This window comes from Roseateles terrae (assembly GCF_014192155.1).
GTDB classification, from domain to species: domain Bacteria; phylum Pseudomonadota; class Gammaproteobacteria; order Burkholderiales; family Burkholderiaceae_C; genus Roseateles; species Roseateles terrae.
Genome location: NZ_JACHXO010000001.1, coordinates 73,140 through 95,422 on the forward strand (window position 1 = coordinate 73,140; position 22,283 = coordinate 95,422).

General features: G+C 67.5%; 20 protein-coding genes and 1 pseudogene. 9 read left to right on the top strand and 12 right to left on the bottom strand.

The genetic code is table 11. The features are described 5' to 3' along the window. Nucleotides 1-5: 5 nt before the first annotated feature. From FHS28_RS00355 to FHS28_RS00370, 4 genes are all read right to left on the bottom strand, one after another. The gene (locus FHS28_RS00355) at nucleotides 6-656 is read right to left on the bottom strand and encodes a D-sedoheptulose-7-phosphate isomerase (RefSeq protein WP_246409381.1); all 651 of its coding nucleotides are present in this window, start codon (nucleotides 654-656) and stop codon (nucleotides 6-8) included. Next, a complete protein-coding gene (gene rfaE1, locus FHS28_RS00360) occupies nucleotides 653-1,669 on the bottom strand; it encodes a D-glycero-beta-D-manno-heptose-7-phosphate kinase (protein ID WP_088449599.1) in 1,017 nt (338 codons plus the stop codon). Before rfaE1 ends, FHS28_RS00355 begins: the two co-directional genes overlap by 4 nt. Further along, a complete protein-coding gene (locus tag FHS28_RS00365) occupies nucleotides 1,666-2,169 on the bottom strand; it encodes an adenylyltransferase/cytidyltransferase family protein (RefSeq protein WP_310736718.1) in 504 nt (167 codons plus the stop codon). Before FHS28_RS00365 ends, rfaE1 begins: the two co-directional genes overlap by 4 nt. Nucleotides 2,170-2,250: 81 nt before the next feature. After that, entirely contained in the window at nucleotides 2,251-4,680 is a 2,430-nt protein-coding gene (locus FHS28_RS00370) for a PAS domain-containing hybrid sensor histidine kinase/response regulator (RefSeq protein WP_088449598.1), read from the bottom strand. 287 nt (nucleotides 4,681-4,967) lie between these two features. On the opposite strand from FHS28_RS00370, the gene FHS28_RS00375 reads away from it, so the two are divergent. The 3 genes and pseudogenes from FHS28_RS00375 to FHS28_RS23940 all read left to right on the top strand — a co-directional run. Beyond that, nucleotides 4,968-5,285 carry a hypothetical protein gene (locus FHS28_RS00375; RefSeq protein ID WP_088449597.1) on the top strand — a complete coding sequence of 106 codons (318 nt, stop codon included), beginning with the start codon at nucleotides 4,968-4,970 and terminating at the stop codon, nucleotides 5,283-5,285. Between the two features lie 239 nt (nucleotides 5,286-5,524). Further along, on the top strand, nucleotides 5,525-7,012 hold the full coding sequence (locus FHS28_RS00380) for a sigma-54-dependent transcriptional regulator (protein ID WP_088449596.1): 1,488 nt from the start codon (nucleotides 5,525-5,527) through the stop codon (nucleotides 7,010-7,012). A 134-nt stretch (nucleotides 7,013-7,146) separates the two neighbouring features. Further along, nucleotides 7,147-7,998: pseudogene (locus FHS28_RS23940) on the top strand (DNA topoisomerase IB); the annotation flags it as partial. Nucleotides 7,999-8,209: 211 nt separating this feature from the next. Here FHS28_RS23940 and FHS28_RS23945 read toward each other — a convergent pair. From FHS28_RS23945 to FHS28_RS00400, 4 genes are all read right to left on the bottom strand, one after another. Continuing rightward, nucleotides 8,210-8,956, bottom strand: coding sequence for a D-glycero-alpha-D-manno-heptose-1,7-bisphosphate 7-phosphatase (locus tag FHS28_RS23945; protein WP_246409383.1), 747 nt, complete (start codon nucleotides 8,954-8,956; stop codon nucleotides 8,210-8,212). Next, the gene (locus FHS28_RS00390) at nucleotides 8,953-9,747 is read right to left on the bottom strand and encodes an SDR family oxidoreductase (protein ID WP_088449593.1); all 795 of its coding nucleotides are present in this window, start codon (nucleotides 9,745-9,747) and stop codon (nucleotides 8,953-8,955) included. Before FHS28_RS00390 ends, FHS28_RS23945 begins: the two co-directional genes overlap by 4 nt. 308 nt (nucleotides 9,748-10,055) lie before the next feature. Continuing rightward, nucleotides 10,056-10,523 (bottom strand): hypothetical protein, encoded by a 468-nt coding sequence (locus tag FHS28_RS00395; RefSeq protein WP_088449592.1) that lies wholly within the window; start codon nucleotides 10,521-10,523, stop codon nucleotides 10,056-10,058. Continuing rightward, nucleotides 10,520-11,020: a response regulator gene (locus tag FHS28_RS00400; RefSeq protein ID WP_088449591.1), complete on the bottom strand. Its 501-nt coding sequence runs from the start codon at nucleotides 11,018-11,020 to the stop codon at nucleotides 10,520-10,522. Before FHS28_RS00400 ends, FHS28_RS00395 begins: the two co-directional genes overlap by 4 nt. A 144-nt stretch (nucleotides 11,021-11,164) precedes the next feature. On the opposite strand from FHS28_RS00400, the gene FHS28_RS00405 reads away from it, so the two are divergent. The 4 genes from FHS28_RS00405 (at nucleotide 11,165) to FHS28_RS00420 (ending at nucleotide 13,392) form a co-directional block, all read left to right on the top strand. Beyond that, on the top strand, nucleotides 11,165-11,635 hold the full coding sequence (locus FHS28_RS00405; RefSeq protein ID WP_088449590.1) for a hypothetical protein: 471 nt from the start codon (nucleotides 11,165-11,167) through the stop codon (nucleotides 11,633-11,635). Between the two features lie 99 nt (nucleotides 11,636-11,734). Then, nucleotides 11,735-12,112 (top strand): hypothetical protein, encoded by a 378-nt coding sequence (locus FHS28_RS00410; RefSeq protein ID WP_088449589.1) that lies wholly within the window; start codon nucleotides 11,735-11,737, stop codon nucleotides 12,110-12,112. 13 nt (nucleotides 12,113-12,125) lie between these two features. After that, complete coding sequence (locus FHS28_RS00415) at nucleotides 12,126-12,761, top strand: phage holin family protein (protein ID WP_184293912.1); 636 nt, start codon at nucleotides 12,126-12,128, stop codon at nucleotides 12,759-12,761. Continuing rightward, nucleotides 12,733-13,392 carry a hypothetical protein gene (locus tag FHS28_RS00420; protein WP_088449587.1) on the top strand — a complete coding sequence of 220 codons (660 nt, stop codon included), beginning with the start codon at nucleotides 12,733-12,735 and terminating at the stop codon, nucleotides 13,390-13,392. Before FHS28_RS00415 ends, FHS28_RS00420 begins: the two co-directional genes overlap by 29 nt. Before the next feature lie 139 nt (nucleotides 13,393-13,531). On the opposite strand, the gene FHS28_RS00425 is transcribed toward FHS28_RS00420, so the two are convergent. From FHS28_RS00425 to FHS28_RS00435, 3 genes are all read right to left on the bottom strand, one after another. After that, nucleotides 13,532-13,993 (bottom strand): ferritin-like domain-containing protein, encoded by a 462-nt coding sequence (locus tag FHS28_RS00425; protein ID WP_088449586.1) that lies wholly within the window; start codon nucleotides 13,991-13,993, stop codon nucleotides 13,532-13,534. A gap of 76 nt (nucleotides 13,994-14,069) precedes the next feature. Then, nucleotides 14,070-16,526 (bottom strand): ATP-binding protein, encoded by a 2,457-nt coding sequence (locus FHS28_RS00430; protein ID WP_184293914.1) that lies wholly within the window; start codon nucleotides 16,524-16,526, stop codon nucleotides 14,070-14,072. Between the two features lie 107 nt (nucleotides 16,527-16,633). Beyond that, nucleotides 16,634-17,908 (bottom strand): AI-2E family transporter, encoded by a 1,275-nt coding sequence (locus FHS28_RS00435; protein WP_184293916.1) that lies wholly within the window; start codon nucleotides 17,906-17,908, stop codon nucleotides 16,634-16,636. 668 nt (nucleotides 17,909-18,576) lie between these two features. Between FHS28_RS00435 and rpoN the strand changes: the two genes are divergently transcribed. Further along, nucleotides 18,577-19,989: an RNA polymerase factor sigma-54 gene (gene rpoN / locus FHS28_RS00440; protein ID WP_088449583.1), complete on the top strand. Its 1,413-nt coding sequence runs from the start codon at nucleotides 18,577-18,579 to the stop codon at nucleotides 19,987-19,989. Nucleotides 19,990-20,060: 71 nt separating this feature from the next. On the opposite strand, the gene FHS28_RS00445 is transcribed toward rpoN, so the two are convergent. After that, the gene (locus FHS28_RS00445; protein ID WP_088449582.1) at nucleotides 20,061-20,450 is read right to left on the bottom strand and encodes a hypothetical protein; all 390 of its coding nucleotides are present in this window, start codon (nucleotides 20,448-20,450) and stop codon (nucleotides 20,061-20,063) included. Between the two features lie 358 nt (nucleotides 20,451-20,808). Here FHS28_RS00445 and FHS28_RS00450 point away from each other — a divergent pair, with 358 nt between their 5' ends. Continuing rightward, nucleotides 20,809-22,230 (top strand): hypothetical protein, encoded by a 1,422-nt coding sequence (locus FHS28_RS00450; RefSeq protein ID WP_088449581.1) that lies wholly within the window; start codon nucleotides 20,809-20,811, stop codon nucleotides 22,228-22,230. Nucleotides 22,231-22,283: the final 53 nt, after the last annotated feature.

Genomic DNA, 22,283 nt, shown 5'->3' on the forward strand with positions numbered 1-22,283 from the left:
CGGCCTCAGGGCAGGGCGGCGAGTGACTGCTCCACCATCCCGCACCAGCAGTGGCCGATGAAGATGTGGGCCTCTTGAATGCGGGCCGTGTCCGGATGGGGCACCACCACGCAGACATCACACAGCGCCGCCATGGCACCGCCGTCGCGTCCACTCAGGCCCACGGTGGTCAGGCCGAGCGTGCGGGCCCGCTCCAGCGCCCGCAGCACGTTGGGTGAGCTACCGGAGGTAGAAATACCCACCGCGCAGTCGCCCGGCTGGCCCAGACCCGCCAGCTGCCGCTCGAACACATGCTCAAAACCGTAATCGTTGCCGATGCAGGTGAGGGCGGAGGTGTCGGTGGTCAGCGCCATCGCCGCCAGCGGCCGACGCTCCTGCTGGAAGCGGCCGGTGAACTCCGCCGCCAGATGCTGGCAGTCGGCGGCTGAACCGCCATTGCCCATCAGCATGATCTTGCGTCCGGCGCGCAGCGTATCGGCCATCAGCACGGCCGCCTGCTCGATCTGGGGATGCAACTGGTCCAGCACCTGGAACAGCAGACGGTGCTGATGCAGCGATTCCTCGAAGTAGGGGCGGGCCACCGGTCTCGGCCAGGGGCGGATGTCGGCCGCAGGCAGCACCTGCGGGTCGTCGGTATGTCGGGCCATCAGGCTCATGCAGCCATCCCCATTTCTTCCAAGGTGACCGACGCGGTGCCGAACTTCTCCACCACCAGGCCGGCGGCCCGGTTGGCAGCGCGCACCGCATCTTCCAGGGTCTCGCCCCGGGCCAGGAAACAGGTGAGGGCGGCCAGCACGGTATCGCCGGCGCCACTCACGTCATAGACCTCGCGGGCCAGCGCCGGCACATGCAGGCACAGACCCTCGCGGGAAAACAGCGTCATGCCGGCCTCACCCCGCGTCAGCAGGATGTGGTCGATCTCCAGCGAGCGCTGCAGGCGGGCCAGCTTCTCGCACAGATCCTTTTCGTCGTGCCAGTGGCCGACGGCCGCCCGCATCTCGCTCAGATTGGGCTTGAGCAGCCAGGCCCCGCGGTAGGCTTCCAGATCGGGGCGCTTGGGGTCGACCAGCACCCGGCAGGGCTGATGGCGGCAGGCGCGGATCAGGTCCTGCACATCGCGCAGCGCACCCTTGCCGTAGTCGGAGACGAGGACCCAGCGGTGGTGATGGGCGAGGTCCCGCGTCATCGCATTGAAGGACTGGACGCAGGCTTCCGGCGGCGGGGCTTCCACGTCCATGCGCAGCAATTGCTGTCGCTGGGCGACGAGACGGATCTTCTGGATGGTGCTGACCTCGGCGCTCCGCACCAGTTGCAAGTGGATGCCCGGCCGGTCCAGCAGCGTGGTGAGCTGCTGACCGGCCGCGTCCTCACCGATCAGGCCGGTGAGGGTGCAGGGGCATTCCAGCGCCGACAGGTTGAGTGCCACGTTGGCGGCGCCCCCCGCACGCTGCGACTGCTTCTGCAGGTGCAGCACCGGCACGGGCGCCTCGGGGGAGATGCGGTTGACGGCCCCTTCCAGGTAGACATCGAGCATGCAGTCGCCAGCGATGAGCACCGTCGGTGTCGATCGAATCCGTGGCGCCGGCAGCGGCTGATCCTGCTGGGGTGTGGTGGGTGCCGCGGAAGGCGGCGCCTGGGCGCCCAGCGGCGTGTCAAAGCGCAGGGTCATGGCGCGAGGTGTCCCAGCCGTTGCATCAGGCCGGTGCCATCCGGACCGGTCACATACGGCGCAATCGCAACCCGGCCGCCCCAACTTTGCACCAGCGGCGCTTCAGGCAGGCCGTCGAGGCTGTAGTCGCCGCCCTTGACGTAGACCTCCGGACGCAAGGCCGCGAGCAGTGCCGCCGGCGTGTCCTCATCGAACCAGGTGACCCAGGACACGCAGCCGAGCGCCGCCACCACACGGGCGCGGTCTTGAAGCGCATGCAGGGGACGTCCTTCCGGATCGGGCTGTGCATCGGCCCAGGCCTGGGCCGACCGGTCGCTGTTCAGCGCCACCACCAGGCAGCTGCCATGGGCACTGGCGGCCTCCAGATAGCTCACATGACCGATGTGCAGCTGGTCAAAGACACCATTGGTCAAGACCAGCGGCCGCGCCAGCCGTGGTGCCATGTCGAGCAGCCGGTCAGGCGGCAGGCATTTGAGCGAACTGTCCCACTTGTCGAGCACGTACTTCTCCCGGATGCAGTGACTCCTGATGGAGCACACCGCATGCCTGAAGGTGTCTGCAAAAAAGTCGGGAGCGGTTTTTCAGGCGGCGCGGGCCTGCTCGGGCAGATGATGCTGGGCCAGCAGTTGCAGCAGCTTGTCCGGATCCACCGGTTTGGTGAGGTGGTGGTCGAAGCCTGCTTCGAGTGCAGCCTCCCGGTCGGACGCCTGACCCCAGCCGGTGATGGCTACCAGCACCGGCGGATGAATGTCAGTGCGCTCTCGCAGCCGGCGCGCCACTTCATTCCCATCCACCTGCGGCATGCCGATGTCGAGCAGGCAGGCGTCCAGGGCGTGCTGGTCGAAGGCATCCAGGGCCTCCTGCCCGTCGAAGGCCAGCACCACCGAATGGCCCTGCAGGCGCAGCAGCTCGGCCAGGCTTTCGGCGGCGTCGCGGTTGTCGTCCGCGACCAGGATGTTCAGCGGTCCGCCGCGGTAATGACCCAGCCGGTGCACCGGTTGCGCCGGGCTGGCCGCCAGGCGCAGCGGCAGGCGCACTTCGAAGCGGCTGCCGCAACCGGGGCCGTCGCTGTGGGCGGTGATGCGGCCACCGTGCAGCTCCACCAATCCGCGGGTCAGCGCCAGGCCGATGCCCAGCCCTTCGTTCATCCGGCCACCGGTCCGCCGCAGCTGGGTGAACATGTTGAACACCTCGCCCAGCGATTCGCGCGGGATGCCGATGCCGTTGTCGCAGACCTCGATCAGCACTTCTCCTGCATCGCCGCTGCGGGCGTCCGGCACGCGGCTGGCGCGGATCAGCAGATCGCCGCCCGGCTCGGTGTATTTGGCAGCATTGGTGAGCAGGTTGGCCACCACCTGCGCCAGACGGAGCGCATCCCCCTCGAAGCGCAGGGGCTGCGCCGGCAGCTCCACCTGCAGGCGATGCTGGCGGCCTTCGATGGTCGGGCGGGCAGTCTCGACGGCGGAATCGATGACCGCATGCAGCTGCACATCCTCCAGACGCAGGCTCAAGGCGCCGCGGGTGATGCGGGAGATGTCCAGCAGGTCGTCCAGCAGCAGCGCCATGTGCTGCACCTGGCGTTCGATCACCCCATGGCTCCAGCGCTTCTGGGCCTCGGTGGCCTGTGGCGCGCTGGAGAGCAGGGCGGCCTGACGAATGGGTGCCAGCGGATTACGCAGTTCGTGGGCCAGCGTGGCCAGGAATTCGTCCTTGCGACGGTCGGCCGCCTGCAGCTCCGCCCGGGCTCTGGCCCGCTCGGCATGCACGATGATCTTGCGGGTGCACAGGTCGGTCAGGTCGGTCTCGCGCAAGGTGATGTCATGCGGCGTCGGGAAATGCACGCTGATGAGGCCCAGCAGCTCGCCGCTTTCGCTGATCAGCGGCGTCGTGTGGGCCGCACCCAGTCCCAGCGAGGCCGCGAGGGCGCGCAGGTCCTGGCAGCGCGGATCGGTCTGGAAGTCGTTGACCACCACCCGGCTGCGCTGCACGCGGGCCAGGCCACAACTGCCCAGGCCCGCATCCATCAGGCGCTGGAGCTGCGTCAGGGTGGCGGCGTCATGCCCGACGGAGGCCTTGATCCTGAGCTGGCCGTCCTCGTCGTCGACAAAAGCCAGGATGCCGTGCTCCGCATGATGCAGGGCCACCACCACATCCAGCACCACCTGGAACTGCTGCACCAGCGGCCGGGGTTCCAGCAGACGGGTGCTGAGTTCCTGCAGCCGGTGCAGGTCGTTCACCCGGACACTCAGCTTCTCCTGCGTGTCCTGCAGCTGGTTCTCCATGCGCTTGCGTTCCGTGATGTCGATCACCGCGCCGCGGACATGGGTGACCTGCGCATCGTCGCGGATCAGGCGGACGCGCAGCAAGAGCCATTTCATGCCGTCGGGCGACGGCCAGGCCAGTTCATGCTCGAAGCGGTCGCCCTGGCGATGCAGCAGATGCTCCTGGGCCAGTCGCGCCTGGGCCACCAGCTGGGGCGGGAACTTGGACAGCAGCGCCAGTGCCGGCACGGCGCGGTCCGGCGCGGTCACGCCGCACAGGCGTGCCAGCGGAGGGCTGACATACAGGGTGCCGGCCACCTTGTCGAATTCAAACAGGCCGACGTCGGTCTCTTCCGCGAGCAGACGCAGGCGGGCCTGGGCCTGCGCCGTGCGCAATCCGCCTTGCCGCAGCCGCTCACCCAGCGCCAGCAGCAGCACGCCATACACCAAATAGGCCGCAATCGTGACCCGGCCGTCGTTGGACTGATGCCAGAACGTTTGAAAGGAAGTTTCATCCATGCCGGCGCTGGCCAGCCCCGCCAGCAGCACGACCGCGCCCGGCACCGGGCCGAACCAGACCGCTGCCAGCGCCACCGCCGGCAGGAAGAACAGGAAGGGCTCGCCGTTGCCGATCAGCGGCTGGGCCAGCCACTGCAGCACCATGGCCAGTAGCGCCAGACCCACCACAAAGGCCAGTCTCAGCAGGAATTGCCTGCTCGCATCGCTGAGCAGCATGAATTTCACCTTCATCCGAACACTTTCAGCCGGCTGCACCGCACAAGCCGGGTCAAGTGAATTGAAACATTCGAAGATGGCGAAACCGTAAAAAAGTGCCGAAAACTTGGTGGCAAATCGTCACCGAACGTTTTTGCAGGCACGCTGTTTGCCCTTGCTCTCCGGTTGTGCTGAAGGCAGGGGCGGTCGCTCCGTTCCTTCCGCGCCGGGACGCCTGGAACGCCGCAAGGGCAGGCCGCCGTCCCATCCAATGAGCAAACGGGCCGCCCGACGGCCTTCCAATGTCGAGTAGGGAGATCAACATGTGCCTGCGCAAGCTGGCTGCTGGCGGTGCGCTGCTGATGGCAGCGCCGATGGTTCTGGCGTTGAATCCGGTGGAGGCCGCACCCGTGACGGTGGCCGCCCTGGAAGCGACGTCCAAGGTTGCCCTGGGCGGCATCACGCCGGTCGCGACGGCAGAGGTGCGGCGCGCGGCGGGAACCCCGCCGACCAGTGCGCGTCCTGCTGCGCCGGCCGAGCGTGAGCCCAATGCCCCGCGCGATCTGAAGGCCTTGACCGCCCTCCTCGGTGGCTTGGCGCTGGTGGGCTGGTTCCAGCGCCGTCGCTCGCAACCCCGATGAACAGGCATCTGTTCGAGGTGGACGGTGCCCGTCCAACGAACAGGTGACAGAGAATTTTTTTCAAATTGAAGGCCAAGGGGTGGGAGTGGAACGGGGTTACTGTAAGAATGGCTCATGGATTGCAAATGACTACTCATTGCTGCCATCCACACGTCTTCGCACCAGCCCTGCTGATCCCGCGCTGATTTTCCCGGCCTTGCGGCCTGTGCCGCTGGCTCTCAACACCTAAGGACGTCACGGTGACCCATGCCTTGATCGTGGACGACGACATCGATTCCGTCGCCACCTTGCAAGAACTGATTGCGAGCGAAAAGTTCACCGTCTCGGTGGCCCACACCCTGCGCGATGCCCGCCGGCACATTGCGCTCCAGCAGCCCGACGTCGTGCTGCTGGATCTTCAACTCCCGGACGGCAACGGCATGGAGCTGTTTGCCGACGCGCAACTGGTGGCCAACTCGGAGGTCGTGCTCATCACCGGCCATGCGAGCCTGGACACGTCCATCCAGGCCTTGCGCCTGGGCGCGGCCGACTATCTGGTCAAGCCGATCAACATCCGCCAGCTGCAAGGCGTGCTCTCCCGCATCATGAAGCCGGCGGCCCTGCAGGCGGAAGTGGCGGACCTGAATGCCAACCTCGCCAACAGCGGGCATTTCGGCCTGCTGTGGGGCCGCACGCCGCCGATGCAGCGCATCTACGAGCAGATCTCGCGGGTGGCGGGCACCAGCGTTTCGGTGTTCATCAACGGCGAGAGCGGCACCGGCAAGGAGCTGGTGGCGCAAACGGTGCACGATCTGAGCCGTCGTCGAAAGAAGCCGTTCCTGGCGGTGAACTGCGGCGCGATCTCGCCCAATCTGATCGAAAGCGAAATCTTCGGTCATGAGAAGGGCGCCTTCACCGGGGCGGACAAGCAGCACGAAGGCTTCTTCGAACGCGCCAGCGGCGGCACGCTCTTTCTGGACGAGCTGACCGAAATGCCGCTGGAGCTGCAGGTCAAGCTGCTGCGGGTGCTGGAGACGGGTCGCTTCATGCGGGTGGGGTCCACCACCACGCTGGATGCCGACGTGCGGGTGATTGCGGCCTCCAACCGTCCGTTGCTGCAGGCGGTGCAGGCGGGCAAGCTGCGCGAAGACTTGCTCTACCGCCTCAATGTGTTCCCGATCGAGATGCCGCCTCTGCGCGAGCGTCTGGACGACGTGCCGCTGCTGGCCGAGCATTTCCTCAAGGCCATCGCGGCCAAGGAAGGCAAGAACAAGCGCTTCACGCCGCGCGCCCTCGCGCAGCTCCAGACCTATCACTGGCCGGGCAACGTGCGTGAACTGCGCAATGCGGTGCAGCGGGCCTATGTGATGGCCGCCGCCGATGTGGTGGATGAGCAATGGCTGCCGCGCGCTGATCCGGCGCATGAGGTGGTGTCGACCCTGGCGGCTTCCACCGGCACCTTCGCAGCCGCCTCGCCGGCGCTGGGCAGCCACGCTGCCGCGCCGATGGCCGCGCCCGCACCAGCGCCCGCGCCGGCCGAGCAGACCGGCCCGTCGGTCGTCATGCCGTTGGGCAGCTCGATGGCGCAGGTGGAAAAGGCCTTCATCCTGGCCACGCTGCAACACTACAAGCATCACAAGGAGCAGACCGCGGCGGTGCTCGGCATCAGCCTCAAGACGCTCTACAACCGACTGAAGGAATACGCCGCCGAAGATGCGGCCGCGGTGGACAGCTCCTCCGCGCACTGACACAACAGCCACCGAGGCGACAAAGGGCCGGGGCCCCAGCGCAGCGCACCACGCTGCGGTGGTGGCCCCGAGTTCTTTTGGGCATGCCGCCTGCCTGAACTGGAGCATCCAAGGCTATTCCTCCAGAGGATCACATGCCCCTGTGCTGGGTCTCCGATGTTGAACCGGGCCTGCGCCGCCTGCGCACCGCCAAGGGCTTCCGGTATGTCGACGCCAACGGTCGCGCCATTCGTGACACGTCGGTGATCCGCCGCATCCAGAAGCTGGCGATTCCTCCGGCGTATGAGGATGTCTGGATCTGCCCGCGGGAAGACGGTCATCTGCAGGCCACCGGGCGGGATGCCCGCGGTCGCAAGCAATACCGTTATCACCCCGACTGGATGCAGGAGCGGGGCGACAACAAGTTCGGCCTGCTGAGTGAATTTGCGCTTCGCCTGCCCCGGCTGCGCCGCCAGGTGCAGCGCCGGCTCCGCTCCGGCGGGCTGGACCGCGAGCGGGTGGTGGCGGCGCTGGTGCGGCTGCTGGACCGCACCTGGATGCGCATTGGCCATCGGGAATACGCACGGCAAAACGGCTCTTATGGTCTCAGCACCTTGCTGTGCCGCCATGTGAAGGTGAGCGGCGATGCGCTGATGCTCAGCTTCAAAGGCAAGAGCGGTGTGAGTCATTCGCTGGCGGTGAAGGACGAGCAGGTGGCCGCGCTGGTGCGCCGCTGCCGCGACCTGCCGGGCAAGGAGCTGTTTGCTTATGAAGACGATCAGGGTCAGCCGCATCGCATCGATGCGTCGGATGTGAACGAATGGTTGTCACGCCTGGGCAGCGACGTCTGCAGCGCCAAGGTCTTCCGCACCTGGCATGCCAGCGTGCTGGCGCTGGACCTGCTGTATGGGCACGCGCGAGCCGGCACCGCGCCGGGCGTTGCCTTGAAGGACACGCTGGAGCAGGTGTCCTCGCGACTGGGCAATACCGTCTCGGTCTGCCGCAAGTCCTACGTGCATCCCGGTGTGCTGGCCCTGGCGCAGGCCGAGGAAATGGCCGCGCTGCCGGCTCAGCGCTGGGTGCGTCAGCCGCCGTCGGCACCGGGACTGAGCCTGGCCGAGCGGCGCCTGCTGGGGCTGCTGCGGTCCCTGTCCCGGGAACAGGCCAAGGGGTCCGCCAAGGCGGTGGCCACGGCGGACGAGCCGCTGGCCCGGACGCTCAAGCGGTCGCTGCGGCGTTCCGCTGGGGAAGAAAAGCCCGCGACAGTAGCGCCATCGGCATCGAGCGCACCGGCGGCGAAGCGGGCGTCGAGCCGGAAGACACCGTCGGCGTCGTCCCCGACGCCCCGGGCGTCCCGTCGGACCGCATCGCCTCGAGCAGATGCGCCGCCAGTGCCGGCCACGAGGTGAAGGTGGCGGTCGGCTCGCGCAGCGGGGAACGGCGCCATTCGGTTTCGCCGCCGCTGTCGAACAGCAGGCCGCGTGCGCCGGCGCGGTGACCCGCTTCGACGTCATCCAGGATATCGCCGACCATCCATGAGCGCGCCAGGTCCAGATGGTGGGCCCGGGCGGCGCGGATCAGCATGCCGGGGGCGGGCTTGCGGCACAGGCATGCCGGCCGGCCTTTGGCATCCGGGCTGTGGGGGCAGACGGCGACATCGTCGATGACCACGCCGAACTCCTCCTGCAGGCGGCGCAGCAGCACTTCCTGCAGACGCGCAAACTGGGCGCGGGTGAAGAGACCCTTGGCGATGCCGGCCTGGTTGGTGACGATCACCAACGACAGGCCGGCCTCCCGCAACTGCGCCAACGCTTCGCCGGCGCCCGGCATGAAGCGCAGCTTGGCGGGATCCACGTTGTAGGGCACGTTCTCGATCAGCGTCCCATCCTTGTCCAGAAACAGGCAGGGACGCAGCGGCCGGGCCGGTGCACCGGTGAAAGTGTCGGTAGGAAGGAAAGTGGTCAAGGCCAGGAGCTTTCAAGGGTGGGCAGGACCGTCAACTCGGGAATGACGGTGCCCTCGGGCTGTTGAAGCACGTAGCGGACAGCTCGGGCCACGTGGATGGGATCCTGCAGACGCGTTTCATCAATGCCCGGGAAACGGTCCAGCAGGAAAGGGGTCTTCATGCCGCCGGCGACGATGGCGCTCACGCGCACATGTTTGTCGCGCAGCTCGGCATGCAGCGCATGGGACAGGCCCAGCAGCCCCCACTTGGTCGCGTGGTACGCGCTGGCGTTGGGCCAGGCGCGCTTGGACGCGGTGGAAGCGATGTTGATGACGTGGCCGCCGCCGCCTTGCTTGAACATCTGGGCGGTGGCGAACTTGGCCATCATCATCGGGCCGGAGAGGTTGGTGTTGAGCACACGTTGCCAGTCTTCGATGCTCAGGTCCGACAGCGGCGCCGTCACATCGGTGGCGGCGTTGTTGATCAGCGCATCCAGGCGGCCGAAACGCTGGACCACGGCGTCCACCGCATCGGCGCATTGACGGGGGTCGGTCACGTCCAGGGCGAGCGGCATGGCCTGAATGTCGCGCTCACCCAGCAGGGCGGCGCGGTCCTGCGCACGCTGCAGGTCGATGTCGGCCAGCACCACCCGCATGCCGCTTTCACCCAGCACCTGCGCAATGGCAGCGCCCAGGCCGCGGCTGCCGCCGGTGATCAGCGCCACCTGGCCATGCAGGGATTGCAGATCGAAGGCGAGGGCAGTCGCATCCTGTGCGGGCGGCGTGGTGGCGTGGGTCGGGGTGTCGATCATGATGGGGTTCCAGTGGTGTGAGGTGCTGGCAGTGCCGGGGACAACGGCCGCAGTTCAGGCCGCGGCCATTGCGGCACCGGGTCGGATGAAATCGGTCACAAGGCGTCGGTCACGGCATCGTTGCCAGGGGGACGAGTCTTGCTGCGTTGTCCTCATGGCAGGCGGCGTGCCGATGACAGTGCACAGCAGGGAAGGTCCTCGCCACCTGAATCAAGGACAGCCGGTGCTTCCGCCGGCAGTTCCGCTGGTCCTGCCGCCCGTCCATCCGATTCAACACGCGCGCGGGCGCTGCCCGCTTCACCGCATCGTCACCGTGCCTGCTCGGCCGCCTCCCACGCCAGGGCCCGCATCTGCACGGCGAGCATCATCGAAAAGCACTCGTCCCAGATCGGAAAGGCGCCGCTGGCGGCCACCACAATGCCGTCCAGGTAAACGCCGCCCCACAGCAGCGCGTCGTCGCCCGTCAGCCGGTGCGGCTCCAGCAGCTGCAGTCGGCGGCTGTCCATGCGGTGACGCCAGGAGAGGGCAGCCTTGCGGCGGGCATAGTCGGCATAGTCCACATCCCATCGGCCACGGTCGCCGATCGAATGCTCGTACAGCGACCGGGGTGCGGCCTGCGGCTCCCAGGGCGACACGGCAGGGTCCAGCACGACCAGGTGCAGGACGCCCAGTCCGCTGACCTCCTGACGTTGGAGCTGCGATTCAATCGCTGGCTGCACCGCGCGAGCGGCCTGCTGAGCGAGTTGAGGGGTCAGAAAACGGCTGCCTTCGGTCATCGGAACTCCGGTCGGAATGCGGGGAGGGAACGGTGGGACGCCAGCGGCGACTGCGCGGTGCAGGCTGCCGGCATGCTGGCCGTATTCAGCGCTTGCGGCGCGTGGGCCGCGCCGGCCAGCGCGCCCTTGGGCGGTGGCAGCAGCTCCCCCAGACGGGCCAGCGTGCGGCGTACATCCAGCGGCTTCGACCACATTTCCTGGAAACCGGCACCCAGGGCGTCAAAGTCGGAATCGGCGGTCACCGCAATGGCGGGCACGCGCGCCCAGCCACGACGCATGCGCAGCAGTTTCAGCAATTCGGAGCCGTGGCAATCCGGCAGATTCAGATCGACCAGCAACAACGACGGCTGCAGATGCGCACTCATGCGCCATGCCGGCATGCCGGCTTCAGCCACATGCAGACGCAAGTCCCGGCGCTGCTCAAACATCGCCTCCATGACGATGACGTTGAGCGGACTGTCCTCCACGTACAGCACCGAGGTGAGACCGTCGTTCATCTTGTCGCTCCTTCCCTTGCGAAGACGTGGTCAGTGAATCCAGTGACATTGGCAAGCGCCGTGCCTGACATTTCTCCGACGGGCACCGCCGTTGCCAGCCCGAGGGCTCCGAGCCGTTGGCTCCTGGACTGCGAGGGACTTCCCATGGCACATCCGAATGACCGCCCCACCAGCTTTGGCGTCTACAAGCCGGTGGATCATCTGGTAATCGCATTTCCCCAGGCCGACCAGGCGCAGGCGGCGGCCGACGCCCTACGCGCTCTGGCGCTGGAGGACAGCGACATTCACCGGTTCTCCGACACGCAGATGGTCGCGCAGGTGGCTGAGGACCTCAAGAATGCGAGCCCCCTGGCCGCCATCGGCCAGGAGATCAATCTTTTGCGGGCGCACGGCGAGCTGGCCGAGCGCGGCTACCACTTCGTTGTGGTGAAGGCCCGCGACGACGCGCAGGCGCGGCGCATCACCGAGACGGTCCGGCCGCACGGTGCGGAGCGGGCGCAGTACTACGGCCACTTCATCATCGAAGAGATGATGGATCCAGAGGCTCACCGCCCGCAGGTGGCCGAGTCCCCCGACCGCGGCCTGGACATGCATCCCAAGCCTCCCCTGCCATGAACCTGGAATCAGGCGGCCCGGCGTCGTCCGTCGTCACCCGGCATGCCGCTTGCCAAAACCTGCCCATCCAATCCCGGACTTCAAGCAAAGGAAACGATCATGAGCACCACGCCCAACAATGAGAAGAGCGACAAGACCGTCCCCTTCACCACGTCCGACGATGCCGCCAAGGGCGGTCTGTCCGGCAATGGTTCGTCCACCCTCGGCAACACGTCTGGCGTGGAGCTGGTGAACCGCGTGGCCCAGAGTGCCCACGCCGCCATCGACAAGCTGGCCAACCAGGCCACCCCGGCGGTGCAGCATTTGCAGAAAAGCCTGGAGGGCACGGGCGAGATGCTGCATCAACGCGCCGACCAGCTGCGCAGCACGGGTGACGAGTGGATGGAAGGCGCGCGCGACGGCGTGCGTGCCAATCCGCTCGTGGCTGTGGGCACCGCGTTCGCGCTGGGCCTGCTGATCGCCCGCCTGGCACGTTGAGGCCAGCGCGTCCATGAGCCATCCCCGTCGCGACACGGGTGCTGCGCCTCTGCCCGACGGGCTGTCGCCTCAGACGCCTGCGCCGCCTGCGGCCCATGCCGCTGGCGCCGCAGGCCCTGTGGACGCCGTTGATGCGGCGGCCGCGGCGGAACGCGCAGCACTGAACCAGCCGCCACCGGGGGGCGCTTCGCCCCATGCGGTGCCACCATCCCCGTCAGGAGAGGGCGCGTTGCCGCCACCGGACCTGGGCTGGATGGGCGACCTCCAGGGTCTGGCGCAGGCCGCGCGCGGCATGTTCCAGAGCCGGGCCCTGCTGCTGATGCTGGAGCTGGAGCGCGCCCGTCACGGCCTGATCAACCTGATGGTGCTGCTGGTGGTGGCTGCCATCGCCGGTGCAACCGCCTGGTTTGCGCTGTGGGCCGGGGCGATTGCACTGGCCGTCCATCTGGGTCTGGCCTTGCCGTGGGCCTGTCTCGGTGTGCTGGTGATCAACCTGCTGCTGCTGGGCTGGGTGGCTTCGGCGATGAAGTCGCTGGCGCCGCTGATGTCGCTGCCGGCCTCTCGTCGTCAGTTCCACTGGCTTTTCAACGACCCCCGTGACCAAGAGGACACCCCCGCCGATGGCCGCCCCGCAGCCCCCAGCGCCTGACACGCTCGAAGAGCTCAATGCCCGCATCGATCTGATCGAGCTGCGGGTGGTCCGGCGTGACATGGAGTTCCGTCACCATTCGCAATCCCTCAAGGCCCGTGGTCAGGCGCTGATGGCGCCCAGCCACTGGCTACGACCCGTGCTGGGCGTGGGCTCAGGCTGGCTTTTCTGGCGATTGCTGCGCCGGCGTCCGCGTCGGCATGGGCATCGTGATGAGGCGTCGGCCAGGCGTCCCCCGCTGGGTGCCGGGTTGCTGAGCGGTCTGCTCGGATCGGTGCTGGGCGCCAAGGCTGCGGAAGCGGCAACGCCGGATGCGGGGCCGCGAGGCGCTGCGACCGGTGCTCACGGCGCCGCCGGACATGACGGCAAGGTCAGGCCCGAACTCGGCATGCTGCAAATGCTGACCATGGCCTGGGGATTCATGCCGGCGCGCATTCGCGGCAGCCTCGGTCCGGACACGACCCAGCTGCTGCTGGGGCTGGTGGCCGGCCTGATGCAGGGCATGCAGCAGAAGCGCAAGGCACGCAGCCATGCCGCAACGCCTGCGACCCCAACGCCTGCGACCGAAGGGCCTGGGCCCTCGGTGAAGGCTGATGCACCGGTGCCTCCGGGCGTGCGCGCGGGTCTGTGATCCGCCGAAGCCAGGCAGACCTCAAGCCGAAGCCAAACTGAACGTCCAAACAAAGGGGCCGTCTCGACGATGTCGGGACGGCCCCTTGTTCCTGGCTACGTGCGGACGGCCTCCGATGCCGCCCGATCCTCAGCCGCGATCAGGTCTTGTCAGCGGCATTGCGCGCCTGGTCGCGCAGCAGGCGGATCTGGTCGTGATTGCGCAGCACACCGGCCATCTGGCGTTGCACAACTTCCATCACACCGGCCGGCAGGGCCTTCTGCGAGGCCTTGCGGTAGCGCGCCACCGCCGCGTCTTCACCGCGCTCGCATTCCTCGAGCATGGCCAGGTCGCTGTAGCCGGTGAGGGTGCCCTTCACCGCCACCCAGCCGCGGTGCATCGCGCCGCTGGTGCTGCCTTCGTCTTCCGGCTTGCCGCCTTGCTGCCGCACGAGTTGCTGCAATTCACCGGCGGCTTCGCGGCAGCCGGCTGCGCGTTGAGCGAAGACCTCACGCAGGCTGGCGCTGCGCACATGCTCGGCACAGCTCAGGAAGCCGTATTCACCGTCCTTGCAGGTCTCAATCAGGGTGTTCAGTTCGTCGATGACGTCGTTGCTGTCCATGGTGCTGCCTCTCAGTTGGGAAGGTTGATGCCTTCCAGGCAGCAAGGGGTGTTCCTGTGCTTGCTCAGTCCGCCACTCAGTCCGCCGCGCGATGCGCCGTCGCCGTCTTGCCCATCGCACGTGCCAGCGCATCCAGCAGCTGTGCGGGGGAGGCCGGCTTGCGCAGCACCGGGAAGGAGGACTCCGCCGTGAGCGCGTCGCTGTAGCCGCTGATCAGCACCACCGGCAGGCCGGGGCGACGGCGGCGCAGTTCACGCACCAGCGCCTGTCCATCCATGCCGCCCGGCATCACCACATCCGACAGCACCACATCAAAGGCCGCGCCGCTGCCGAACTGCTTCAGCGCTTCCTCGGCGTTGGCCGCGGTGGTCACCTGGCAGGAGAGGCTGCGCAGCAGGCTGGCGGTCACCCGGTTCAGTTCCTCGTTGTCTTCCACCAGCAGCACGCTGGCACCCGCCAGGGCGCCGGGGTCGGTCACCACATCCGGACGGGCCGCGGGGGCGGACGTGCTGGCAGGCAGCAACAGCGTCACCGTGGTGCCGTAGCCCGGCGTGCTGGCGATGCGGGCGGTGCCGCCGGCCTGTACGCAGAAGCCCAGCACCTGGCTCAGACCCAGGCCCGTGCCCTTGCCCACTTCCTTGGTGGTGAAGAACGGCTCGAAGACCCGTGCCTGCACCTCTTCCGGAATGCCGGCGCCCTTGTCGGTGAAGGTGATCACCACATAGTCGCCGGGGCCGACGTCCTGTCGCTCATAGGGTTCGGCATTGCGCGCTTCCAGCAGGATCTCGCCCATGCCATTGGTGGCGTCGCGCGCATTGAGCGCGATGTTGATCATCGCCAGTTCCAGCTCCGCCGTATCGACATGCACCGTGCGGGTGTCCGGTGCCACCACCAGCTGCAGCTGCATGCGCTTGCCCAGCACGGTGGCGAGCAGTTCCTTCATCTCGCCCAGGGCGGTGGACATGTCCAGCACCTGCGGCCGCACCGGCTGACGGCCGGACACGCGTAGCAGGTGCTGCGTCAGCCGGCTGCCCACTTCCACCGAGCGCATGATCGCGCCTACCGGCATGGACAGCGACTCGGCATGCGGGCTGCGCTGGATCAGGTGGGCGCTGTTGCTGATGACGCCCAGCAGGTTGTTGAAGTCGTGGGCCACGCCGCCGGTGAGGCGGCCCAGCGCCGCGGTGCGCTGGGTCCGGGAACTGCGCTGCTCCGCCTCGCGGGTGCGGATGATGGCCTCGTTGACCCGTCGCTCCAGTTCGCCGCGACCCTGGCGGATCGCCGCACTGGCGTCTTCCAGGGCCAGGGCCACTTCGTCGCATTCCGCCATGCCGGTGGCGCCGGCCTGCACCGGCTCTCCGGCTCTGAGCTTGTTGGCGATGTCGGTCAGCTGATGGATGGGTCGCGAGATGCGGCGGCTGATCCACAGCGCGCCCCCGAAGCCGCCCAGGATGAGCAGCAGCGACCCCAGTACGATCGGGCGCAGTGCCTGCGCGCGGCCCCCCAGCACCGTGTGCCGGGGCACGGCGGTCAGGAAGGTCCAGCCTTGCGGTGAGGTGCTGAAGAAGCCGATCACCGGCTGGCCGTCCAGCGTGACCGATTCAAAGACGGACTCCCGGTTTTCCGCCATGCGTTGCTGCAGGTCCTGCGTGGCCCGGCGCCCGGCGAAGGCGGTGCCGCCCGGGTGACGGGCGACGACGGTGCCGGTGGCATCCATGATGGTGGCGGTCCAGTCCGCCGGCATCTTCTGGGCATCGATGATCTGCTGGAGTTCCTGCGGCAGCAGCGTCACCGACAGGTTCATCTGCACCTGGCCATTGCGCTCCACCGGCTGGACGATGACGGCGCGCAGCTGCCCGCTGACCGGATCCGGCTCCAGGCCGCCGATGACCGGTTTGTCGACCAGGGCCAGCATGTTGGCAATGGGGGGGGTGACGGTCTGGGCGCCGCTGCCGGCGCTGCGCATGAAGTTGCCCGGCGCCGACGCTGCGGCGCTGCTGCGCAGGGCGGAAGCGGGGAGGGTGCCGGGGCCGCCCGCGCCGCTGACGGCGGGTGCCGTTGCATTCGTGCCGTCCGCGCTTTTGCCACCGGCGGCGTTGGCGGCATTCGTCGCGTTCGGGGCGTTCGGGGCGTTCGTGCCGGGCATGCCTGCCGTGCCGTCCGCACCGGCGGGCGTGATCGCGGGCCGGGTGCTGAACAGCACCTGATCCGCCGTCGACAGCTCCACCCAGCCCGCCATGCCCTGCATCGCGCGTCGGGACTGCAACTGCAGCGTCGCCAGGTCTTCCGGCGACAGCACCGCCCCCTTGTCCAGCGACTGGGACAGCGCCAGCATGCGCGCAATGCTGGCCCGCTGCGTCAGTTCCTTGTCCACCACCATGGACAGCGCGCGGGTGTTGTCCTGCAGATGGCGCACCAGCGCCTTCTGTTCATCCTGCCAGGTCCGCCAGCTCACCCAGAGGGCAGCCAGGATGCTGGGCACCATGACGGACAGGACAAGCAGCAGCAGTCGGGTTCTGATCGAAAGAGGCATGGGCTGGTGGGCACTTCGGACGCGCCAGCGCGGCCAGGCGCCGGCATCGGACCTGGACGACGGGTGGGAAAGGATGCTGTTCAATTCGAAACGCAACGGTTGGCAGTCTAAGGGGCGGAGCGAGGCTGCTGGAGATCGGTGTGGATCTCGGTGTGCGTGTCCCGGGTCATCGCCTGCAGACGGGCGGGTTCCGCGGGCCCTTCCACGATTTCGGTGTGAATGGCGGTGTCAATGGTGGTGTCGATGCGGGTGACCGTCGCGCCGGCCGGATGCAGCAGCGCCGCCAGGCTGGGACTGGGACGGTCGCTGCCCTGCAGGTACACCGACACCGGGCGCATCAGCCGGTTGCGCTTGCTGATGGCCTTGAGCAGGATGAGCAGCGGCACCGCCAGCACCGCGCCCGCCATGCCCCAGAGCCAGCCCCAGAACATCACCGACAGCAGCACCGACAGCGGATTCATCGACAGCTGCTTACCCACCACCGTCGGCGTGACCGCATTGGCCTCCACCGCATGGATGGCCAGGTAGGCCAGCATCGGACTGCACAGCGCCAGCACACTGCCGTCGCCCGGAGACGAGGCCAGCGAAGCGCCGAAGATCAGCCCGGACATGATCAGCGGGCCGAGGTAGGGCACGAAGTTCATCAGCGCCGCCATCGCGCCCCACAGGCCGGGATTGGGCAGGTCCAGCGCCCACATCACGCAGGCGACCACCAGGCCGACGCCGCTGTTGATCAGCCCCACCGACACCACATAGCGCGAGATGTCCCGCTGGGCCGCCCTCAGGCCTCCCAGCACCACGGCCCGTAATCGGGGGCGGGCGGGCAAGAGTTCAATGCAGCGGGACAGCACCCAGTGCTCGGAAGCCAACAGGAAATAAAGCAGCACGGTGGTGGCCGCCGCCGAGACCACGAAGCGCAGGCCCTGGCCCACCACGGTGGCGGTCAGGGCCACGCTTTCGCTGGTGATCTTCTCTCGCAACGGATCCGGGGCCTGCGCAGCGGCCCGTGACCCGGTGCGGCGTTCCGGGCCAAAGCCGGGAATGGAGGCGCGCCAGCGGTCCACGCGGTTGAGCGCCTGGGACACCGCCTCCGGCGCGCGCTGCCACCACTGCGCCGCCGGCTCGGCCAGCAGCGCCAGGGCCAGCACCGTGCAGCCCACCAGGGTGGTCACCAGCATGGCGGCGCTGATGGTTTCCGGAATGCCGTGATGCCGCATCGTCCGGACCGCCGGTGCCATCACGAAGGTGAGGATCAGTGCCACGAGCACCGGCAGCACGATGCTGCTTGCTTCCCGCAACAGGAAGAGCAGGGCAATCAGCAGCAGGCCGCGGGAGGCCCATCGGCGGACCGTCGTCGGGCGGGGAAGGACAAAGGCACGCAAGGGCGAGCGCTCCAGGCAATCAGGCAATGAAGGAAGATGTAGGAATGACCCGGCGGAGCCATCCTGGGGGGCTTCAAAGCAATTGCCGCGCCAATGCATGGCGCTCTGGTCCTTCAATCAGGTGAAACCGTGGGACCCTGCATTCAAATGCGCCCCAAAGCGTGAACGGGTTCTCTGTTTGCGGGACTGGGCGTTACCGTACGCCCCCTGCGAAAGGGGCACGGCCATCGTTTGGGCACGAACGTGTGGTCGCCGACGGCCCTGCGGCTCAGCAGCGGGACACGTAATAACAGCGAGGCGATGGGGTGGCACACGACCGCATCGGTAAAGGATGCCGCAAAGGATGCAGGATCACGCCCGTTCGACAGGGGTGATGACGATCAGAAGCGAAGGTGAGGGGGGCGCTGCGAGCCGTTTCGCAGCTTCCTGAAACATTCGGGGCAGGCCGCATGCCTGAGACCATCAAGCGCTGATTGCGCGTGTTTGCGGGGCATTTCGGGCATTTGCAGACGGCATGGCGCCGCCCGGTAGCTGCCATTTCAATCGCCCCGGCGGCGCAAAAGGGCGCCAGTGTCGTGAGGCGGCATGGGTCTTGCGTTACATGACGCATCTGGCCGGTTCGTGCATCTCGGACCGACCCATCCACACACCTCACAGGAGTAGCAACAGTGGGAGCCTTGGAACTACGGCACGAGCACAGGCAGTCTCAGACGCTGTCCCCACGTCTGCAACACGCCGTCAGGTTGCTGCAGATGTCCTCGCTGGACTTTTCGACGATGGTCACCGACATGCTGGGGCGCAACCCCTTCCTCGAAGTGACCGAAAGCTCGGAAGAAGGTTCGGCGCTTGAAGGCGAGATGCCGGTGGCAGAGTCCCCGGTGATGTCCGACGTCCCGGAATCGCTGCCGGACGACCGCGAAATCTGGCGCGCCGACAACGGCAGTTCATTGCGCCGCGCGGAAGACGGCGAAATGAGCGCGCTGGAAATGACGGCCGCGCAGACCTGCCTGCGGGAGCATCTGCGCAGCCAGCTGAATGTGCTGCGGCTGTCCACGCGGGACTTGCTGCTGGCCTCCATCGTGGCGGAATCGGTCGACGATGACGGTTACCTGCGCAGCTCGCTGGAAGAGCTGGCCGCGGTGTCGCAGCTCAATCCGCCGCCTGAGCCGGGCGAGATGCAGATTGCGCTCAAGCGGGTGCAGGCGCTGGACCCACTGGGCGTGGGCGCCCGCAGCGTCGGCGAATGCCTGCTGCTGCAGCTGCCCAAGATTGAATGCGGCCGCAGCCGCCTGCTGGCCGAGCGCATCATCACCCAGCATCTGAATCTGCTGGCCTCGCGGGACATCCCGTCGCTGGCCCAGCTGCTGGACATCACCGTGGCGGAAGCCGAAGCAGTCTGCCTGAAGCTGCGCCGTTTCGACCCCCGTCCGGGCTGGCGTTATGAAACCACGCAGGCGCCCTACATCGTGCCGGATGTGCTCACCACCAAGGTCCGGGGCCAGTGGCGCGTGCAGCTGAATCCGGCGGTGATTCCGAAGGTGCGGATGAACCAGGTGTATGCGGAGCTGTTCCAGCGGCATCGCACCCAGGGTCATGCCGAAATGGCGAACCACCTGCAGGAAGCGCGCTGGACGATGCGCAACATCGAGCAGCGTTTCTCCACCATCCTGGATGTGGCCAATGCCATCGTGCGTCGCCAGCGTCACTTCCTGGAATTCGGCGCCATGGCGATGAAGCCGCTGGGCCTGAAGGAGATCGCGGACGAGGTGGGCATCCACGAATCGACCGTCTCCCGCGTGACCAACAACAAGTACCTCGCCACGCCGACCGGTGTCTATGAGCTGAAGTACTTCTTCTCCCGCGCGATCGTCAGCAGCAATGGCAGCGCCTGCTCGGGGACGGCCATCCGCGGCCTGATCAAGGACATCATCGAGGCAGAGAAGCCCGAGAGCCCGCTGTCGGATGCGGAGATCACCCGTCAGCTGGCGCGCCAGGGTCTGGTGGTGGCACGTCGCACGGTGACGAAGTATCGGCAGATGCTGCGCATCGAGGCGGTGGACCGTCGTCGTCAGCACAGCTGATCGCGTCTGCACCCGGCACAACGGCCCGCTCAGCGGGCCGTTGCCTTTTCTGGGGCGGCTTGGCGGCGGTCTCAGGAACGGCCGGCCTTGCCCTGCGGTGCGACGGAGCCTCGCGGCGCGGGGGCTGCCTTGGGATCCGGCACCATGCCCTGGCGCTGTTCCGCATCCAGGCCGGGGGTGGCGCGCAGGTCGGTGTCGACCTGCCCGTCCTTCAGATCCTGATGGGCCTGCTGCAGGACTTCCCGCTGGCGGTCGCCCGCGGCGCCGGTGCCCATGCCGCCGGTCGAGTCGGGGCCGGTCGATTGGTCGCGCTCATGGGGCAGTTGCACGTCGCCCACGTTCTGCGGATCCGGATGGCGTTCGCCCGGTGCCACCGGCGGTTTGTCCAGCAGGCGGCCGGTGTCTGATCCGCCGGTGGTGGAAGGCTTGGAGGGTGGTGCGGAGGAATTTGAGGCGTTCATGCGGGTCTCCTTCAATTCGGTTCACCGCCCAGAGGCAATCGACTGGCCTGATCGCACACGCAACACGCTGGACGGGCTGCGCGACGCCGGGCAGAACGCCGCGGGAAGCCCCTGGGACAGGCGGCGGGACGGGTCTGTGAGGCGGAGGCTGGCGAAGCGGCAGGGTGTCAGGTGAATCGGGCAAATCGCAAAGTGCGACGGGCACGCTGGTCCTAGCATCGGGGCCGTTATTCACGATGGAATTGCGAGCCTTGTGATGTTCACCTCTCCTTTGCGTGCGCCTGCGGGTGAGGGCGTTCTTGCCGACGTCGAAGCTCCGTCCCCGGAGATGGCGATTCAGCCTTCCGTGTCCCCCTCCATGGATTCATCCGTGGGTTCATCGGTGGATCCGTCCCTGGAGCGATTCGGGAACGGGCATGTCGATGTGGATGTCGATGTCGATGTCGATCTGCGTCGGCTTCATCTGTCCTCACCGGTGTGGGCGACACCGGGCGCCTTTGGCCCCTCCAAGACCTGGGTCCCGCAGTCCTTGCCCCTGCAGAGGCTGGAGATGCAGGACACCGCCCGGTGCCTGCTCAGTCGCGCCCGCCAGGAGGCCTACCTCCGGTGCAGGACGCTGGACGCCCGCACTCACGCGGAGGATCTCCCGGGCCTGCGCGACGCCATGCAATCACGATTGTGGGTGGTGGAGCAACTCATGGAGCAGGTGCCGGAACTGGTGGAAGATGCGCGCACCGTCGGCAGCGGACTGCGCATCTTCCGTACCGCCCAGGCGCTGATGGATGCCGCCGAGCGCGTCCTGAACGGCGGCTACCGCCACTACCCCGAGGCCGTCCGGCTCAATTGCCTGGATGGGGCGTGCTACACGCGTCTGGCGTCGCAGCTGGATCCCGACTTCTGGGACCGGGTGGTCCGCTGCGACCTCCTCACCCCGGAGCAGGCGGACGCTGTCGTGCTCCAGAGCTGTGAGCATCCCTATCGTGATTTTCAGCCGCGCTTCAGCTGCTGGAAAGATGCCCCCATCCTGCCAGCGCTGGACGCCAGCGCCGTCCGTCCCGTTGCACTGGAGACCGATCAGGTCAGCGACATCTGGGAAAGTCTGGGCGGGCACGGCGTCATCAATGCGATGACTGCGGCCCGGATGCTGCGGCACGACCGTGACAGCGACGCAGCCGATGTGGATGCGGTGGTCGCGCAGTGGATGACCCTTCGTCCGGGGTCACTGCACGCGGTGTTCATCCCCAACGCGGACATCCTGGTGCTTCGCACGGACTCGGCGGCGGCGCGTCAGATCTTCAACGGGCGGCCTGAGCATCAGCAGGCGCGCTATTGCCCGGAGGTCCGTCGGCTGTTCATCGGGGTGAAAGTCACCGGTGAGACCCGCGAAGTCCCTGCGGCCCGGCGGCCGCCGGAGGGCAGGCATCCGCCACGCTTCTGGCTGGAGCATGCCCGCATGCTGGTCCGGGAAGGCTGGAAGGCGCCGCCCGAAACACTGATCCGGGTGGTCCGGTCGATCGAGCCGGTGGAGGGCGAATCGATGGAATTCACGGTGGGCTGGAACACCGGTGTGCTGGACCTGCCGGAAGGCGGCTTCCTGGAGGCGCTGGCCGCAGCGACCTCTGACCAATCACTCGGTTTCGAGCTCGGAGTCTCTGAGGAGGAGAGCCATGCCATCGTGGTGGCGCGTTTCCTGCTCGGACAACCCCTGCCTGAGGCGCTCCGGCGCTACGTCGCGCGGCAGATGCGGTGGGCAGGGGTGGTGCAGGAGACCGCCCTGTGAGGGGACGTTCGCTGAGCAGACCTCGCTGGGCACCCCGGCACCTGACTTGCCAC